We start from the raw sequence: 17,486 nt of genomic DNA on the forward strand, positions 1-17,486 counted from the left end.
TTACCTTTATTTAACATGTTTTGCAAGTTCTTCTTGCGCTTTTTTATTGGATTCTTCTTTTTCTTTCATCCATTTTTCTTGAGCTTTTTGATACTCATCAACTCTCACTGGTTTATCTTGTACATCAAGGTATTTATACAAAGTGGCTTCGGTCGTACCCTTGTTACCAGAGTATGCAAACGGAAGTGTAAATGGTACCATCTTAGACAACATTGGACGACCAGTTTTAGAAGTTGTTGGGATGATCAAAGCACTATCTGTCAACCAAGCTTGGGCAGCTGCATATTTTTCATAACGTTTTGAAATGTCTTTCACTTCTGCACCAGCTTCAACAACCATTTTTTCGTAGTCTTCCAAACCAACTTGTTTAGCTGCTGCATTATTTGTACCAGCATCAAATCCTAGATAAGTCTTTGTACTTTCCCCTACAGATGGTTTGAGAATATCAAGGTAGGTAGATGGGTCAATGTAGTCTGGTCCCCATCCAACGTTATCTGAGACATCCCAATCTTGTCCTGCAGCCGTTTCAGCAAAGTAGGTAACATTGAGAACTTCATCTTTTTGAAGTTGTTGGATATCAATGACGACATTGTCAGTTCCTAATGTTTCTTCAAGTGATTGTTTAAAAGATTGGACACGTTGAACTTTTGTTGTATTGGTTTGGTCAACTGGCATATCCAAGTGGATTGGGAATCGAACACCTTCCGCTTGGAGAGCTGTCTTGGCTTTAGCAAACTCTGCTTTCGCTTTTTCAGGATTGTAGAGTCCATCCTGAGCATCATCCAAGTTCACGTTGCTCCATTCGTCACCATAAGTCACCAATTTGTCTTTGACCATTTCGCCAAAGTTCTTTCCATCTGCCTGTACAAATGTAGGAGGAACAAACAAGTTACGAAGCAGTTTAGTTGCCCCATTCGCACCATTCACTTGAGAAGCATAGGCTTTTCTATCAAAACCAAAGGCAAGGGCTTGACGGAAATCTTTGTTTAGAAGAGCTTTCTTGGTTGATGTTTTTTCTTCATCCGTTGTCTTAGAAGTGTACTTATAAGACTGGCGATCAATATTAGTACCTACTAAATAAGTAGTAGAATCTTGTGGTGTATAAACGATGTTGTCTTTAAACTCTTTTTCAAGTTCAGGATAACTTGCGCTTGTCGGGAAGAGACGAGCCATTGTAAAGCTTCCATCTTTGAAGTTTTCTGCAAGTTTTCCTGTATCTTGACCATCCCAGAATGAAAGTTTTACCTTATCAATGTGAACATTGTCCTTATCCCAGTAGTTAGGATTTTTCGCAAATTCAACGGAAGATTTAGCCACAAGAGATTTTAACAAATAAGGACCATTATAAAGGATACTGCTTGGATCTGTTGCTTTCCCAAAATCATCTCCCTTAGAGTTTAAAAACTCTTCATTAACTGGTGCTAAGACACCCATTGTTGTTTTAGAATTCCAAAAACTTTCAGGTTTGTTCAAAGTGTATTGGACTGTTTGATCGTCAAGAGCTTTAATCCCAACTTGAGAGAAATCTTTATTTTCCCCTTTAGCATAGGCGTCCAAACCTTTAATTGAATCCTGTACCAAGTAAAGGGCTTCTGATTTCTTATCTGTCGCATACTTAAGTCCTGTTACAAAGTCTTGAGCTTTCACAGGCGCATACTCTTCTCCTTCAGATGTGTACCACTTGGCATCTTTACGGATTGTATAAGTGTAAGTCAAGCCGTCCTTAGATACAGACCAATCCTCAGCTATAGATGGCACAAAGTTACCATAGCGGTCATTTTCAAGCAATCCATCAATCACATTACTAGTAATGTCAGTAGTTGCTGCCTTACCAGTTGTCAAGTAGTTCAGGTTATCTGGATCTGTTTCGTAAACATAAGAAAAAGTTTTCTCACCTTTTGCACTAGACCCTGAGCCAGAGCAAGCAGCTAAAACACCAGTTGCTAATAAAGTTATTCCCGCAAGGGCCAATACTTTCCTTGTTTTCATAGTATTCTCCTTTGTTTTTTATTCATTATAGACCCTTTTTAACGTCCTGTCAATAGAATTTTCTGAATTTTTTGATTTATACTATATATTCTTACAATTCAGTCTCTTTTCTTCTAAAATATAACTCTACTTTTACTCTAGGAAAGCAAAATGGAGAAAATCAATTAGATTTTCTCCATTTCATTTCTTTTATCATCACGTAAGATGATTGCTTTAATAAATTATTTTTCTTCCTTTTTTCTTGCCACTAATCCCAAAGAAGTAGTTGCTGCAATAATCGCAAGTACGATTGATGCTTTTGAATCTTTCATACCTGTTGTAGGAAGTTTTTTAGCATTCTCTACATATACAACTGATTGAGTTGCTTTTGGTGCCATATATGATACTTGAGAATTTGAAATTGCTTGTTCAGCAACTTTCTTGGCATCATCTGAAATAGCTGGTTTAGAATCTTGTTTTTCATCCTTCACTTCTTCACGTGGAAGAGCTTTCTCTCTATCAGGCTTAACTTCAGGGTTATTAACTTCAGGGTTATTAACTTCAGGCTTATTAACTTCAGGTTTGTTAACTTCAGGTTTGTTAACTTCAGGTTTTTTATCTTCTTTACGTGGAGGAAGTTGCTCTGGAAGAATCGGTGAGACTTCTTTCTTAGTACCTACTAAAACAACCTCATCAACAGCTTTAGTTAATACTTCTTCACTATCAACTACACGACTAACTTCATTTCCATTAGCTTTATCTTTAAAGATTGTAGCTTTGATCTTCTTACGACCAACTACACCTTTAGTTTTAACAACACGTTCTCCTTCTTTAAGAGATGGATCAAGCTCCTCTACAACGTTGAATTTGATTTCTTCTTCTTTAACTTCTTCAGTGAATGTTAATTCAGGTTTTTCAGGATTTTCATTAATCAAATTAGAGATACGTCGTTTTAGAAGATCTTTATATTCTTCTTCTAATGTAACAAGTTCAGTTTGTTTATCTGTTAAACATTTGTGAAGTTCTGTAACTTTAGCATCTGCAGCTGCTTTATCAGCCTTAGCTTTAGCATAATTTTCTTTAGCGTTTTCTAGAGAAGATACTAATTCTTCAGATTTAGCTTTTTCAGCCTCTTTCGTTTTAACGTTCGCTTCAGAGTCTTTAACATCCTTCTCAGCTTGAGCTAATTTACCTTTAGCAGCAGTAAGATCAGTTTTAGCTTTACCAGCTGCTTTTTTAGCTGTTTGTAGTGCATCTTTAGCTTTATTAAGTTCGTCAGTTTTATTAGTAAGACCTTGACGTAAGTTGTTTAAGTTAGTTTCAGCTTTTTGAAGAGCTTCTTCAGCGGTTGTAAGTTTGCTAGTTGCGTCAGCAAGAGCTTTTGCAGCAGCTGGTAATTGTTTTGTATACTTCTTAGCAGCATCTAAGTTGCTTTGAGCTGTTTTGACAGCTTCGCTTGCATCTTTAATAGCTTTTTCAGCAGCTTGTTTTTTAACACTATATTCTTTTGCGGCTGTTGGATCATTTTTGATTTCAGTTGCATCGAATTTAGAAGGATCAGTTACGATACTGTTTGTATCTTGTCCTGGTTCTTTATTTTCTCCAGCTGTTTGGAAGTTGTGGACAAAGATTTCAAGGTTAGTAAAGTATCTGTAGTCTCCCCATTTATTTACATATGGTTTTGGATTAAATTTAACAGATGCAGTAACGCTTGTAGCATTGTATTCAGAAGCTTTACGTCCTAATTTGTTTCCTTCTCCATCTTTACGGTATGCAATGCTTCCACCAATAGATAAAGCATTTTCCCATGCACGGTGAGAATTTGCCCCGGTATAGTCTTCGTTGTTAGTGAACATTTTACTGTTGTATGCTTCGAAAATATACTGTTTTAATTGTCCCATTGTCATAGTAGGTTTACGTGGGCTATTTTGCATTAGAGTATTTAGATTTTGTTCAGATTTAAATACTTCACTTTCTTCAGTTTTTTGGAAAGTTTTAGCATTAGCAAAAATTATATCACTTTGGTTTTGGTTGTCACCAGTTTTGTATGATAAACCATTTGCTTTTGCTGCAGCGTTAATTCCATCGTAATCAGGTTTAGCATAAGTTTCAGTCACTTTTCCGTATTTTTTGTTACGTGTATCAGCAGCTTCGTTTGCAAATTTTTCCATACCTACAGTTGTTTTAACTTTAGGGTTTCCTAGTTGTTCACGGATTTGGTTAACAATGTGAAGGCCAAATAGGTTGATTTCTCTCTTTTGATCAGCTGTTAAGTTCCAAATATCAACTTCACGTTTGTCAGTTGTATTAGTGTATGTATTTTTAGCCATGTTAGTTTCTGCTAATTGTTTTAATTTTTCAGCATTAGCATTTACTTCAGCTTGATTTCTTGTGCTAAGTTCATTGGCGCGTCCATCACCAGTGTTGTTTGGATCGTTTTCTCCCATCAATTTAGCACGCTCGTTTAATGCAGCTGCAAAGTTAGCACCTAAATTAAATTTAACATCAGAGAAATCGTATGCTTGTGGTTTTTCACCAAGATCTTTAAGTGCTTTTTCTTTATCTGCTAAAGTTTGTTTTTTAGCGTTTAAGTCGTTTTCTTTAGCAGTCACATTTGCAGTAGCAGCTGCATCAGCTTTTGCAGCATCATCTCTTGCTTTTGCAGCATCATCTTTTGCTTGTTCAGCGTCAGTTTTAGCTTTTGCAGCATCAGCTTTTGCTTTTTCAGCTGCAGTTAGAGATGGAGTACCATTTTCTAAGTCTTGTACTTTTTTAGCAGCAACATCGATAGCAGCAGTTGCTTTATCAGCATCAGCTTGTTTTGTTGCTACATCTTTCGCAAGAGCGTCTTGAGCACCTTTTTTAGTTTTTACATCAGCTTCAGCAGTTTTAACAGCTGCCGCAGCTTTAGTTGCGTCGTCTTTAGCTTTTTGGATAGCTTCCGGTGTAGCTTCCTTTGCCTTTTCAGCTGCTGCTTTTTCCTTTTCTGACGCTACTTCAGCATCTGTTTCTGCCTGCGTTAGATTAGCTTCTTTTTGTTTAATTGCTTCTTTAGTGTCTAAAACTTTTTTCTCAGCATCTGCGATTTGTTGATCCGAAACTGTCTTAGGTGTTTCTACCTCTGTAGTTTCCTTTTTGCTAGTTTTATCACTTGCCTCATCTGCCCTTACTTGGTGAACTGAAAATGCAGTAAAGGCTGCTGCAGTTGCTACCAAGGCTGTTTTTATTTTTTTATCCATCTGGTTTAAATCTCCTAAATGTTTTATACGTATTTGAAGCTGATTATATCATTTTTTTAGCTTTTTTTCAAGTTTTTAGTTCGTTTTTTATTAGATTTTATATATCAAAAAATCGAAGATATCTATCCTCGATTTCATTTACTATTTTACTTTTCTTAGATACTTCATTGGATAAAATACGAAATCTCCATAAGGTATTTTCTTAGAGAGATAAAGTATTACGATTGAACCAAACCATCCTAGAAGGAGACCCATCACTATATGGATAAAGATATTGCTAACACCTAGTTTCAATAAAGCAATTCTAGTTACAGAAACTATTGGCGCATGCAGAAGATAAATTACCAAACTATCTTTTCCTATCTTTCTGAAATAATCAGCAAAACGACTCAATTTATCACTTAAAATAGGATAGGAAGCCATAGCTAAAATTACAGAAACTGGGAAGATAAACCCATTTAGTCCCGGTCTATCATATGAAATATAAAAAGTAGGTGCAGATAATTGCCAATATATTAAAAATACTGTAATGACAACTAGTGTCACACAACTAATCGACTTCCATCTATTTGTTAAAAAAGTTCCAACACCTGAGTGTCTGATCCATGATCCTAACAAAAAGAAGAAAGTCCATAGAAAAATTTTCTGAACAATATAGATATTAGTTGGTGCAAATATAGAAAGAAGATAGGCTACTACACTAATGATAAATAACTGATGATAGGATTTGATCCAAATAGAAAGGAAGGCAACAACCAGGTAAATCCACCAAAGAACATAGAGATACCAAGATACTCCAAGAGGCGTCTGATAAATATTTAACAAATCCCAAAAAGAAGCTGCATTCCTTACTGTTGCTCCGCCTAATTTTTGAAGTCCAAACTGTATGATAGAATAAAACAAATAAGGAATTCCTAAAATAATTGTTTTTTGTTTTACAAATGTTGCAAAAGTCTTTAAATTGTCTACTGGTTTAAAGAAAAAACCTGACAAAGCATAGAATACTGGAATATGAAACAGATAAAAAATCTGAGTCACAAATAATAACCATTGATTGTTATCTTCAAATCTTTTGGATTCAAATAGTCCTAAAACAACATGACCAAAAACAACCATTAAAACTGTTAATCCTTTCCCAAAATCAATCCACTCGATTCGGGCAGGCTTTTGTTTACTAAAACTATTCATTTCTTTTGATATCTCCTGTTAAGATGAATAAAATGAGGAAAAGAAGTATTCCCCCATTTTAACATCAAATCTTTAGTTTCCTAATTCTTCCTCTACAACATTTAGAGCACGTTCAATGACCACATGCATGTCGTAGTATTTATAATCAGCCAGACGCCCGCAGAAAATGACCTTATCATTCTGTGCTGCTTCTTCTTGATATTTAGCAAACATGGCATTGTTTCTCTCATCATTGATTGGATAATAGGGTTCATCTCCACGTTTCCAATCAGCTGGGTATTCACGAGTAATGACCGTTTTATCTTGTGTACCGTACTCAAAGTGTTTATGCTCAATAATGCGAGTATAAGGAATTTCTCGTTCTGTATAGTTTACAACTGCATTTCCTTGATAGTTCTCTTCATCAAGAACTTCATGCTCAAAACGAAGGCTACGGTATTCTAATTCACCATGTTTGTAATCGAAGTATTGGTCAATCATCCCTGTAAAGACAACTTTTTCAGCAGAAGCTTCTAATTCTTGACGATTGGCAAAAAAGTCAACTCCAAGTTCTACTTCCACATCCTTCAGCATATTTTCGATAATAACATTATAGCCACCGATTGGAATGCCTTGGTAACGGTCATTGAAGTAGTTATTATCAAAAGTCAAACGAACTGGTAGACGTTTGATGATAAACGGTGGAAGGTCAGTCGCAGAACGTCCCCATTGCTTTTCAGTATATCCCTTAATCAACTTTTCATAAATATCTGGACCGATCAACTTAATAGCTTGCTCTTCCAAGTTTTTAGGTTCAACGTCCTTCATATGAGCCGTTTGCTCAGCAATCTTATTTTTCACTTCTTGAGGAGTTTTTGTCCCCCACATAGCATAGAAAGTATTCATATTGAAAGGTAGATTATAAAGGCTCCCCTTGTAATTAGCTACAGGCGAGTTGATATAGTTGTTAAATTCAGCAAATTGATTAACATAATCCCAGACTTTCTTGTTAGAAGTATGGAAGATATGAGCACCATATTTATGAACATTGACTCCTTCAACATTCTCACAGTAGATATTTCCACCAATGTGGTCACGTTTATCAATAACTTTTACTTTTTTTCCACGCTTGGTTGCTTCATAAGCAAAAATTGCTCCAGATAGACCAGCGCCAACGATTAGATAATCGTACATAATACACTCCTTTATTTTTTTAATAGTTGTTGTTTTAACTCATTTGGATTTATGACCTTCAAGATTAAAATCAAGCCGGCATAAATTATTGCTCCTAGCACAGCATATAGCCCCACATTAATCATTGGTGATACATTTAGGAATTGTTTTATAAATAGTAGGATACCATACATAACTCCAGATGAGATTATAATTTTGATCAATGAACCTATAATGGGCACCTCTCTCAAATAAGAACGAGTATAGAATAACTGTATCAGCCATACTAGTACCTCTGTTAAAACAGATACAATTGCTGCACCTATATAACCCAGCTTTGGAAGCAAGAGAAGATTTAAGCCCACACTAACAATAGCAGGAATTGTTGTTGACAGCATAAATTCTTTATTTTTATTATGAGGTATCAAAATTTGAATCCCCATAATATTAGTCCAACCAATAAAGAACATTCTAAAAATCATAATTGCTATCGCATAACGTGCCTCTTGAAAATCTTGCCCGAGGAAAAAGGTAACAAAGTCATCATTTACAATTAGCATTCCTGCCATAATAGGGAAAATTACCAAATTATAAATCAGAAATGACATCTCATGCATTTTGTTAACTGCTTTATGATCTCCTGAAGATAAAAGATTTGAAACTCGGGGCAACATGACACTTCCTAATGAAGTTACCAATGTTAGTAGAATCTTTACTAATTTCAGTGATTGGTCGTAAATACCAACATCCCTTTTGGATGCTAGCACTCCAAGCATTGTACTATCTAATGTGATATAGAGCGATATCGCAATCTGAGGTAAGAATAATAAGATTACCGGTTTCAAATGCTGTCTAGCATATTTCCAATCAAAGTGCGGTTTCCCAATAAACTCTCTTGCTGGTAACCACATACTTAATTGCCCTAACAATTCAAAAATCGTAATCAGCGATATATATAAATAGAGATTTTCAGGTATTTTTATGAAAGAAAATATAGAAATAACACCAACTAACCTAACTGTGATATTTCTGATTGTAATTTTTCGAAAATCCTCTAAACCTTGAAATAACCAAGAAATATCTAAACCTTTTGAAATTAAACTTAGACCTAAAATATAAGCTACAGGATTTTGCATAGCCGGTAAAGTAAGACAGAGAAGGATATAAAGTGCAGAAGAGAACAAAGTCGCTCCTAGTTGCAGTGTATAAATTCCCCAAAAATTCTTTCTAGTATCTTTCCTACTACCCGAAATCGCCTTAGTACCATAATTGTTTACTCCCAGAGTGGCTAGCATAAGAAAATAGGTAACAATTGAGTTAAAATAACTATAGGTTCCCAAATCATCGGAACTGAAGACCCTAGTGACATAAGGTGTCGTAATAATCGGTAAAATGATGATTAATAATTGATAAGAGAGATTATAGGCGTAATTTTTTAGAACTTTCATTATTTTTTACTTCTAAACATATTTTTATTATCCGTCTGTAAATTTACAATTCAAAACTTGATTTTTCTGGGAATTTAGACTGAAATGCTTGATGGATTTTTTGATCGTATTCAGAGAATTTTCCATCTTCATCCGTATCGTTGATACAAATAATCTTATATTTCTCATTTTGAATAGCACCTTGAATTTCTTCAACTTCCCAAATATCAAAATACTTTCCAAAATGAATAGATTGGGGCATAAACTTACCAGACTCTACATTCCAATGAGACATAACATAGTGACTAATATCTGATAACTGTCTAAATCTATGAGAGCTAACTTCTTCCAATAATTTCGATTCTTTTTCCCAGATTAAATCAAAAGTTGATTTTAAATGCGACAAACCAATATGATAATTTTTATATCCTAAAATACCTGAATAAAAAATACTAAAAATATTCCCAACTAGGTACTTCCCTAATTTCAAACTATAAAATTTATGCCATTCCGAGAAAGGTTTTCTTTTTTTCTTAAAATGTTTATTCATCAGAATAGTATTGTTTAGTTCAATATGATTAAAACTTTCTCTAGGAGTTATTGGTAAGTAAATCCCAAAATCCTTTGGAAGATTTTCTTTAAAGAAATCATCTGCTGTAGTCGGTGCAGCAAAATACATATCATCATTTAAAAGAATAAAATGCTCACTTAACTCTTCAATTCTATGTAAATTCAACTCAATTACATTAGAGTTATAAGTTGGAAGGTATTCCTGAGGTATATAATCGGTATGTTTTACAATTTTTAATTTTGGATTCTTTGTATTTAACCATTCTGGAACATGACCATACGTTATAAAGAAAATACGGTTAATCCAAACTGCATAGCGTTCTACCGCACGGAACCAATACTTAAAATTTTCTGACGGTCTGTATCGATTGGCATTGTTTGATTCTGACCATTCAACATCAGATTCATATAACCTCTTTTCTTGTAACCAATCAGGATCTGTACCATCAACCCAAGTAATTACAAGATCTATTTTATTATTCATATACTTCTCCAAAGAGTCTATTTAATTATCTTATTCACTGCGGTCTTTAGATAATAACCTTCTTTAAGATTTTTCATAATATTTTTAGCATTTGTTGCCATTTGCAGATATTCATCCTGACTAATTTCACCCAGCATTTCAGATAATTCAAACAGACTATTAACTGCCAAGCCTACTCCATTCTTCTCTACAAAGTTCGCCTCAGCTGAATCTTTCCAAACAATAACGGGTAGACCTGAAGAAAGATAAAGAGACAACTTGTGGGGATTATTATATCTTAAATAATTTCCTGTTACCCCATCGCAAGTATCTAGACTTTCTCCATCCCATACTAATCCGAATCCACTATTTAAATGGTTAGGAACATCTTCTGGAGCAAAGGCACCTAAATAGGAAACATTAGAAATCTCTGTTACCGGTTGAAAACCAATTCCCATCAATTGAAATTGAATGTCAGGAACTTTATCTAACTGATACAAATAAGGACTTTTATCAGGAGAAAGATTCCCTGCTATTGTCACTGATTTTGAATATTCAATAGATGAAGACACGTCCTTATCATTCAAATAATCAAATATTTCTAAAACAACTAGTCTCTTTTCATCTACGCCATATTCCACAAACCAATCTTTCATTTTTTCATTATGAACAATAATTGAATCAGCAAAAGATAGCATTTCATCAAATTCTTTCTGGTAGAATGGATCATCATAAATTCCTCTAATCAACTCCACATCATGAACCAATGAAATTATTTTTACTTGTTTTTTCTTCAGTTTCAGAAGACTTGATGTTCTACCAAAATGATTTCTGCGATAGGGATGTTGTAACAACAAAACATCTCCTTCAGACAATTTATGTAAAACCTTATTCCACTGTTTATAAAAAGAAAGTTGTCTGATTATTTTCGATACGGAGGATTTATCATCAGGCTTGTGGCGTACAATTTCTATTTTTTCGAAGTCTAATTCTTCCAAAATATTGACACAATCGTTGGTCGCTTTACTCCCTGCATGCATGTGTGTCCCATACGATTCAACAATCTGATATTTTTTCATTCGGTTCTCCCAACAGTATATTCTGTAAAGTCAATGCTTGAGTTTCAATTTCAAATCCTTTTAGCTTAAACATTTCTTTTATTTCAAGTTCACTTGATCTAGGTATTTCTACTAACTCAAGAATATTTTTTGCCCAAACATCAATAGAATCGTTTAGAGATAAGTAACGAATGGAATCTAATATTTTCAATTCTTTCGTAACTGCATCACTTACCAAAATAGGTAGTCCATTTGCTTGAGCTTCGACAGCAGATAGAGGTAATCCCTCAAATATTGAAGGCAGAACGAATAAATCTAGAGAACTTAACCATTTCTTCATATCATTCTGACTTCCTGCCAACAAAACTTTATCTTCAATTCCATAAGATTTTATTTTTCTTTGATTAAATCTACAGTTGAATTTGCACCCGCAACCTTACCAATTATCACTAATCGAAGATTAGGATTTTTCTTGCAAGCTTCATTAAAAACATCTATTAAAAATGGTTGATTTTTTTGGATATCTAGTCGACCGACATTGCCAATGACTTTACAATCATTCCACCCTAACTCTGTTCTTAGATCCAGTCTATCTTTTTTTGAAAAAGAAAAGTTTTCTACATCAATAGCATTTTGTATAATTTGCGCACTTGATCGAATTTCATCAGGAAACATATAGTCTGCAGCTATCCCAGAGCAGGCAAAAAAATGTGATGCTGTTTTTGGTAATTTAGATCTATTCAAATTATGCAAAATTTGTCTTACTTTATTTCCCTTGAACATCGAACTATGACTATGGATAATTCGTGTTTTTATCCCATATTTTTTAGCATATTTTAAAAGGTCAAGATTTGGAATTGCCATTGCATTATACCAAATAGCATCATATTTTTTCCCTTCTGTAGCAAAAAACTCTCTTAATTCCCTCTTATACTTAAGAGGATTTTTTCCTTTACGAGGTAAATAATAAACTTTTGAACCTTTTGAAACAATTTCATCTTCAAATACAATAGGTTCTCTAGTTCTTTTAATAAAGTCAACTTGAAAAATAGATGAATCAAGATGACGATAATAATTCATGATAAAGGTTTCTGTACCAGCAAGAACAGGTGACATTCCTGTCATTAAAATTTTATAGACCATTATATTTCCTTAGTTAGTTCTACGATTAGCTCTTTAATTTTGGGATAGGTTTCTATATCAAACTTTCTTGAAAACAGATATCCATTTTTGGCAGCTAATCTTAATTCTTTTAAATCTTTCTCACTGTCAGTCCAAGTATAAGGTTTACCATCCCACCAATTAACATAGCGTAAGTTTCCTTGAAATTCTTTTTTATCACCGTGATTAATTGATGCATCATACACCTTATAGTTTCTTAACTCTTTATTTAAAATCATTGGTATAAAAATTTCGTCACTAAGAAAAGATTTTCTAAACATTTTCTCAGTATCTGATTCTTTGTCGATTAATATTTCCACAATATTATTTGGTAGTGAAACCCACTGACTAGCTTTTGCCGGATTGACATTAAATATTGTATAACGATTTATTCTAAATAGTTTTTGAATCCCTACTTCTAAATTACGATAAATCTTGAATGCAAATTTGCCAACTGCACCTGGTAAAGTCCGATATGTAAAACTTTCAAAAAGATGATAATATTTAAATCTATTTATATCTTCACCATTATCCTCTATATTCATAAAAGTAAGAAATGAATAGTCTTTATAATCGTCAAAAAAATTATGAATTCTCTGCTGAGAAAGTAACGGTAAATCTACCCCACTTATTAAATGATAAAAATAGTAAGATTCTCTTTTAGACGCTGCTTTAAATAAAATCATTTCAGCTTCAATTTGGGAATATCCTCCCCAACTCACTGAAACTCTTTCTGTAAAATAAACTTGAGAGTGCTTTGCACTGGATTTAATTAAATCCAAAAAATAATCATCAATATTTGATTTCTTATCAATATGGATAAAAATATCATTATCTTGATGATCTAATAAAGAAACCAAAAATGCTAGCTGATTAAATTGGCTGTGAGCTAAAATTAAATATGCATGCTTATGCACCATAATTTTTTATCCTTATCATAGTATTTATCACTTTCGCGAATAAGTTATAGGAAGTTGTAAAGAGTATAATCAGTATCTTTCGACTAAGAGGAATTGCCTGTTTTAGTAATTCTTTCTTATTTGCTTTCAATCTGGATACCATAGATTTTATTTGAGGTTCATTTAACATACGAATGTTTTTATAATCTACGGAAAGGGCTATTTCTGTCAAAAGTGCCAAATCTACTCTGTAGCGATTAATTTGAGCCCACTCTTTGTATTTATCATTATTACTTTCAGTCGCATACTGACATACTAAATCCCAGCCTTTTAACACATCAAAATGTTTAGATGTAAATTTCGCTGTTAAACCTGAGTTATTAATAAAATAGTTATAAACAATCTTATCAGTTACAACTATCTTGTCTGAGTTAAGAATGTAGCGGAACATGGTTGGGACGTCTTCTGCAAAGAAACCAGGCGGAAATTCAATACCTTCTACAACTTTTTTTTATACAGTTTATTCCAAACATAATACTCAATTGTCTGACTTTCAATCTTAAAGTAACGTTTAGCATACTCCTCCTGCGTCAATACTTGCGAAACAGGGGTATTTTGTTGATGGTCCACAATCTTTGAGGTCCTATAAACACCTCCTACAACCATATCTGCATTGTAAATTTTAGCTTGTTCCAATAAAAATTCGACTGCATCAAGTTCCAACCAATCATCTGAGTCAAGAAACATGACAAAATCTCCTGTCATGTATTTTAACCCAGTATTACGTGCTTCAGATAATCCTCTGTTTTCCTGATGATATACCTTAGCTCTTTTATCTATTTGAACAAACTCTTCACAAATAGTCCCTGATTTATCCGTAGAACCATCATTAACTAAAATCATTTCTAAATCTTTATATGTTTGATTGAGTACAGAGGCCAGGCATCTATCCAAGTATTGTTCTACATTATATACAGGAATAATAATACTTACTTTCGTCATTTTTCTCCATTATCCAATTGTAAATTCTCTTCAAAAGCAGACTGATTTTGATTCATTAAAGTACCAATCAAAATCAAAAAAATGTTATAGTGAAGATTTATAATTAAATCGTCTATCATGGCATGGAAACTTAATATAATTAGAATCAATGATAATACATATTGTTTTTGCTTCAAAAGATAATGTAAAGTTAATGTAAAAATTAACAATAGTATAACCAAAACAAACAATCCATATCGTTGTAATATTTGGATATAAAGATTATCAACGTACAAATATTCACTCAATCCCCTTTGTCCATTGATATCCAAACCATTCCCAATCCAATTAATCTTTTGTCCAAATAGATTATATCCATAAATGTTCAATGAACGATTGGCGTAGTAGATTCTTCCACCTAGAAATTGGTTGATATTCTTACTCAATTCATTCAAAAAAGGACTTGAAAAACTCAGATACATTTTTGCAATTAAATAACTTAAGCATGCATTTACTATATACGTTAATTTAAACGTTTTTAATAAAAGACGAGAAGATTTTAAAATTGATGGATACCATTTCACTACAAGGTTAATTCCTAGTAGTAATAAAGAACTAATAAAAGTTAATCGTGAATCTGTTTGAAAGAAAATCCAAGTAGTTGAAAGAAATAAAAAAACAATCGTTTATAGCTTACCTTGTCTTGAGCTAAGAAAAATGAACTTGCTATAATATTCAGCATCACTGTAGATGGGAACAATGAATATCGAAAGCCAAGATAATGCCGTATTCTTCCTCCAGAAAACTCAATATAGTTAGAAATTAAACCAATTTGACTACTCAAGATAACAAAAATTAAAGTAAATAAACTGATATAAAAAGAAGTTTTCGCTACATACCTAAAAGATATATCTCTTAGACTAAAGATAAAAATAACACTTATAGCTAATGTTGATAGAAAGCCTGTTACACTACCAACCAAAGCATAAACAATTATAACCCCTATTAACGATATTGCTTTTTGAAAATTTAATTTATTATTAATTAATTCTTTAATTATTAACAGGATAACTGAAGTAAGAATCCCTACATTATAAATTGCACCTGATATATATCTAGCATAAAAGGTCGTATTTAAGAGTGAAATAAGTAAAAAAAGTATCAGTGAAAATAAACTCAGTGTTTCTGCTAATGTTAATTTTTTAAATTTTATACTCATATCTAAGACCTAAAAACTTTTTCCATATTTTTTTCCTAAAAATTTTGCTTGTAGGAATGATAAACCTTTTTTTAATAGATTTACTTTCTCCATATACATGAAATGTGCTTCCGTAGGAGTCAAATTATTCTTTACCAACCATACATTAAACAATAACTCACTTACTCTACCAAATAGACGTGCTTCAAAAGGGGTTGAATCTGATAAATCCATACATTCATACATACTACCTAAAATTGGAAATAACCAAGTAAAATAATCATCGGCTAGTTCTTTTTTCATAATAAACATATTGAACATATAGCCACTTCTTTGCTTCATCACCTTATCAAAACTTGCTAGATATTCAGGATTTTTCTCTTCAATCATTTTCCTAGCTAGATCTAAATGGCTACCATCCAAGGTGTGAGCATAATGAGAATAGAGAGTTTCTATATAGTACTTTCTTTTTTTAGGGACTATAACATTTGAAACTTCTAACATTTTCTCGATATCATCTTTATCTAAAATAACCGCATCTATATTTATTGAATCGTTATAGGATCCAGCCTTCTTAGTAAAATAACGACGATAGTGTACCAAACCTAAATAGTCGCACTCTAAATTTTTCCATGCCCAATAGAGACCGGTAAGCTCACAATAATACGGATTTAAAACGGAAATATTGTCTCCAGTATTATCTCCTTGAAAACCTAAATCTTTTTTACCCTCACATCCCACATGAATTGGGAGATAAAGTTCTTTATCCTGAGGCATGACAAATTGTTTATGCGTGGCTACGATTATTTTTATCACTGACATTTTCTATTTATTTTGCTCCATCTTTCATTACTACAACTTTTATTGTCTTCAATAAAATCTCAATATCTTTCCATATTGTCCAGCCATCTAAATAAGCAACATCTAATTTTACTACATCATCGAAGTTTGTAATATTACTTCTACCACTAATCTGCCAAAGACCTGTGATTCCAGGTTTAAAACTGAGACGACGTTTTTGTTCGGGTGTATACTTCATATACTCATCTAAGGTTGGTGGTCTAGTACCAACTAAACTCATATCACCTTTTAGAACATTCCAAAATTGTGGCAATTCATCTAGACTCGTCTTTCTAATAAAGTGCCCAATCTTTGTCACACGTGGATCATTTTCAATCTTAAACATCCCACCCTGCATCTGGTTCTGGCTCATCAAATCCTTCTTAATTTCCTCCGCATCTACTCTCATAGAACGGAATTTGTAAAATTTAAATACACGTCCATTCCTACCTACCCTATCTTGGGCAAAAATAGCAGGTCCTCCATCTTTTTTTATAATAGGAACAAGAAAAATAGACACTATACCACAAAAGACTAGCCCAATCAATGAGCCAATAATATCCATCATTCGTTTTAAAGCAACATCGCTTGAGCGATAAAAGGTTGTTGAAAAATTGACAACACTAGAATCCCCAAAACGTTGGATGGCTTTTTCACTATTAGTTACAAATTCTAAAGCCGCTATATTAACAGCTACTGGTAAGCCCATTGTTTCAAATTTAGATACAAAATCTGCAATCAAAAAGTTCTCGCTTGGAAGATTAATCACTACTTGATCTACTACTGATCTCGTAGCATAGGTTACTAGGTTATCTAACGTAACGATTGTAAAATTAGACGATTCAAAACGCTCATCATCTACAATACAAACAGCTGAAACATAGCCATACTCATAAGTAGAAACTTGCTTCAGTACTCTCTCAACTCGTGCACGTGTAGTCACTAGTAAGATTCGCTGAGTATATTTTTTTTGCGAGATAAGAACTTCCAAATCTTACGAATCCAAATATTAACAACCATTAGCATAATTGAATTTACAGCCACAATGCATAATAGATTGATTAACGATAAATAAGGTATATTGGGTTCTAAAATCGGAAAAACTATACAGGATAAGAAAAGATAAACCAGTATATATTTTAATGTTTGTATACATTCCTCTGCAAGGCTCCGATATTTGAAATTTTTACTATATGCACTGATGTAGTAAGAAATAGTGTGAACCACCATCAAAAATACCAGAAGTTCATGACTAGCTAATACAAACGATAACAGATAAATTGGAAACAGTTGTATTATGAGAATCTCTAATTTTCGAATATTTGATACTTCTCCCAAAACT

At 33.2% G+C, this 17,486-nt stretch carries 15 protein-coding genes and 1 pseudogene; all 16 read right to left on the reverse strand.

All coding sequences use genetic code 11. The annotated features are described in order from the left end of the window. Positions 1 to 6 precede the first annotated feature (6 nt). Positions 7 to 1,989 (reverse strand): peptide ABC transporter substrate-binding protein, encoded by a 1,983-nt coding sequence (locus tag SK608_RS08410; RefSeq protein ID WP_033678184.1) that lies wholly within the window; start codon positions 1,987 to 1,989, stop codon positions 7 to 9. A gap of 221 nt (positions 1,990 to 2,210) precedes the next feature. Continuing rightward, on the reverse strand, positions 2,211 to 5,207 hold the full coding sequence (locus SK608_RS10370) for an SEC10/PgrA surface exclusion domain-containing protein (protein WP_050489931.1): 2,997 nt from the start codon (positions 5,205 to 5,207) through the stop codon (positions 2,211 to 2,213). 141 nt (positions 5,208 to 5,348) lie between these two features. Further along, a complete protein-coding gene (locus SK608_RS08420) occupies positions 5,349 to 6,395 on the reverse strand; it encodes an acyltransferase family protein (RefSeq protein ID WP_033678186.1) in 1,047 nt (348 codons plus the stop codon). 72 nt (positions 6,396 to 6,467) lie between these two features. Continuing rightward, the gene (gene glf, locus SK608_RS08425; protein ID WP_033678188.1) at positions 6,468 to 7,568 is read right to left on the reverse strand and encodes a UDP-galactopyranose mutase; all 1,101 of its coding nucleotides are present in this window, start codon (positions 7,566 to 7,568) and stop codon (positions 6,468 to 6,470) included. Positions 7,569 to 7,579: 11 nt separating this feature from the next. Further along, positions 7,580 to 8,995, reverse strand: a complete 1,416-nt coding sequence (locus SK608_RS08430; protein ID WP_033678190.1) for a flippase — start codon at positions 8,993 to 8,995, stop codon at positions 7,580 to 7,582. Positions 8,996 to 9,038: 43 nt separating this feature from the next. Next, positions 9,039 to 10,028, reverse strand: a complete 990-nt coding sequence (locus tag SK608_RS08435) for a Stealth CR1 domain-containing protein (protein WP_033678192.1) — start codon at positions 10,026 to 10,028, stop codon at positions 9,039 to 9,041. Between the two features lie 17 nt (positions 10,029 to 10,045). Further along, a complete protein-coding gene (locus tag SK608_RS08440; RefSeq protein ID WP_033678194.1) occupies positions 10,046 to 11,086 on the reverse strand; it encodes a glycosyltransferase in 1,041 nt (346 codons plus the stop codon). Further along, on the reverse strand, positions 11,064 to 11,405 hold the full coding sequence (locus SK608_RS11810; protein ID WP_050489932.1) for a glycosyltransferase: 342 nt from the start codon (positions 11,403 to 11,405) through the stop codon (positions 11,064 to 11,066). Before SK608_RS11810 ends, SK608_RS08440 begins: the two co-directional genes overlap by 23 nt. A 50-nt stretch (positions 11,406 to 11,455) precedes the next feature. Then, entirely contained in the window at positions 11,456 to 12,208 is a 753-nt protein-coding gene (locus SK608_RS08445) for a glycosyltransferase (protein WP_050489933.1), read from the reverse strand. Continuing rightward, the gene (locus SK608_RS08450; protein WP_033678197.1) at positions 12,208 to 13,146 is read right to left on the reverse strand and encodes a beta-1,6-N-acetylglucosaminyltransferase; all 939 of its coding nucleotides are present in this window, start codon (positions 13,144 to 13,146) and stop codon (positions 12,208 to 12,210) included. Before SK608_RS08450 ends, SK608_RS08445 begins: the two co-directional genes overlap by 1 nt. After that, the gene (locus tag SK608_RS11815; RefSeq protein WP_235202167.1) at positions 13,136 to 13,576 is read right to left on the reverse strand and encodes a hypothetical protein; all 441 of its coding nucleotides are present in this window, start codon (positions 13,574 to 13,576) and stop codon (positions 13,136 to 13,138) included. The genes SK608_RS08450 and SK608_RS11815 overlap by 11 nt, the downstream gene beginning before the upstream one ends. Positions 13,577 to 13,623: 47 nt before the next feature. Beyond that, the gene (locus SK608_RS11820; protein ID WP_235202168.1) at positions 13,624 to 14,127 is read right to left on the reverse strand and encodes a glycosyltransferase family 2 protein; all 504 of its coding nucleotides are present in this window, start codon (positions 14,125 to 14,127) and stop codon (positions 13,624 to 13,626) included. Then, a complete protein-coding gene (locus tag SK608_RS10380; RefSeq protein ID WP_050489934.1) occupies positions 14,124 to 14,690 on the reverse strand; it encodes a hypothetical protein in 567 nt (188 codons plus the stop codon). Before SK608_RS10380 ends, SK608_RS11820 begins: the two co-directional genes overlap by 4 nt. A 41-nt stretch (positions 14,691 to 14,731) precedes the next feature. After that, entirely contained in the window at positions 14,732 to 15,325 is a 594-nt protein-coding gene (locus SK608_RS10385) for a hypothetical protein (RefSeq protein ID WP_050489935.1), read from the reverse strand. Positions 15,326 to 15,334: 9 nt separating this feature from the next. Further along, a complete protein-coding gene (locus SK608_RS08465) occupies positions 15,335 to 16,126 on the reverse strand; it encodes a DUF4422 domain-containing protein (RefSeq protein ID WP_033678199.1) in 792 nt (263 codons plus the stop codon). 7 nt (positions 16,127 to 16,133) lie between these two features. Further along, positions 16,134 to 17,482: pseudogene (locus tag SK608_RS08470) on the reverse strand (sugar transferase). Positions 17,483 to 17,486: the final 4 nt, after the last annotated feature.

The sequence above is a fragment of the Streptococcus mitis subsp. hohhotensis genome, assembly GCF_000722775.1.
GTDB classification, from domain to species: Bacteria; Bacillota; Bacilli; order Lactobacillales; family Streptococcaceae; genus Streptococcus; species Streptococcus carlssonii.

Bases quoted from the DNA above. Each gene is read 5' to 3' on its own strand.
- SK608_RS11810 (WP_050489932.1), bottom strand. From the start codon at position 11,405: ATGAAGAAATGGTTAAGTTCTCTAGATTTATTCGTTCTGCCTTCAATA.
- SK608_RS08445 (WP_050489933.1), bottom strand. From the start codon at position 12,208: ATGGTCTATAAAATTTTAATGACAGGAATGTCACCTGTTCTTGCTGGT.
- SK608_RS10370 (WP_050489931.1), bottom strand. From the start codon at position 5,207: ATGGATAAAAAAATAAAAACAGCCTTGGTAGCAACTGCAGCAGCCTTT.
- SK608_RS08410 (WP_033678184.1), bottom strand. From the start codon at position 1,989: ATGAAAACAAGGAAAGTATTGGCCCTTGCGGGAATAACTTTATTAGCA.
- SK608_RS08435 (WP_033678192.1), bottom strand. From the start codon at position 10,028: ATGAATAATAAAATAGATCTTGTAATTACTTGGGTTGATGGTACAGAT.
- SK608_RS08430 (WP_033678190.1), bottom strand. From the start codon at position 8,995: ATGAAAGTTCTAAAAAATTACGCCTATAATCTCTCTTATCAATTATTA.
- SK608_RS08440 (WP_033678194.1), bottom strand. From the start codon at position 11,086: ATGAAAAAATATCAGATTGTTGAATCGTATGGGACACACATGCATGCA.
- SK608_RS08450 (WP_033678197.1), bottom strand. From the start codon at position 13,146: ATGGTGCATAAGCATGCATATTTAATTTTAGCTCACAGCCAATTTAAT.
- SK608_RS08420 (WP_033678186.1), bottom strand. From the start codon at position 6,395: ATGAATAGTTTTAGTAAACAAAAGCCTGCCCGAATCGAGTGGATTGAT.
- SK608_RS08465 (WP_033678199.1), bottom strand. From the start codon at position 16,126: ATGTCAGTGATAAAAATAATCGTAGCCACGCATAAACAATTTGTCATG.
- SK608_RS11820 (WP_235202168.1), bottom strand. From the start codon at position 14,127: ATGACGAAAGTAAGTATTATTATTCCTGTATATAATGTAGAACAATAC.
- glf (WP_033678188.1), bottom strand. From the start codon at position 7,568: ATGTACGATTATCTAATCGTTGGCGCTGGTCTATCTGGAGCAATTTTT.
- SK608_RS11815 (WP_235202167.1), bottom strand. From the start codon at position 13,576: ATGTTCCGCTACATTCTTAACTCAGACAAGATAGTTGTAACTGATAAG.
- SK608_RS10385 (WP_050489935.1), bottom strand. From the start codon at position 15,325: ATGAGTATAAAATTTAAAAAATTAACATTAGCAGAAACACTGAGTTTA.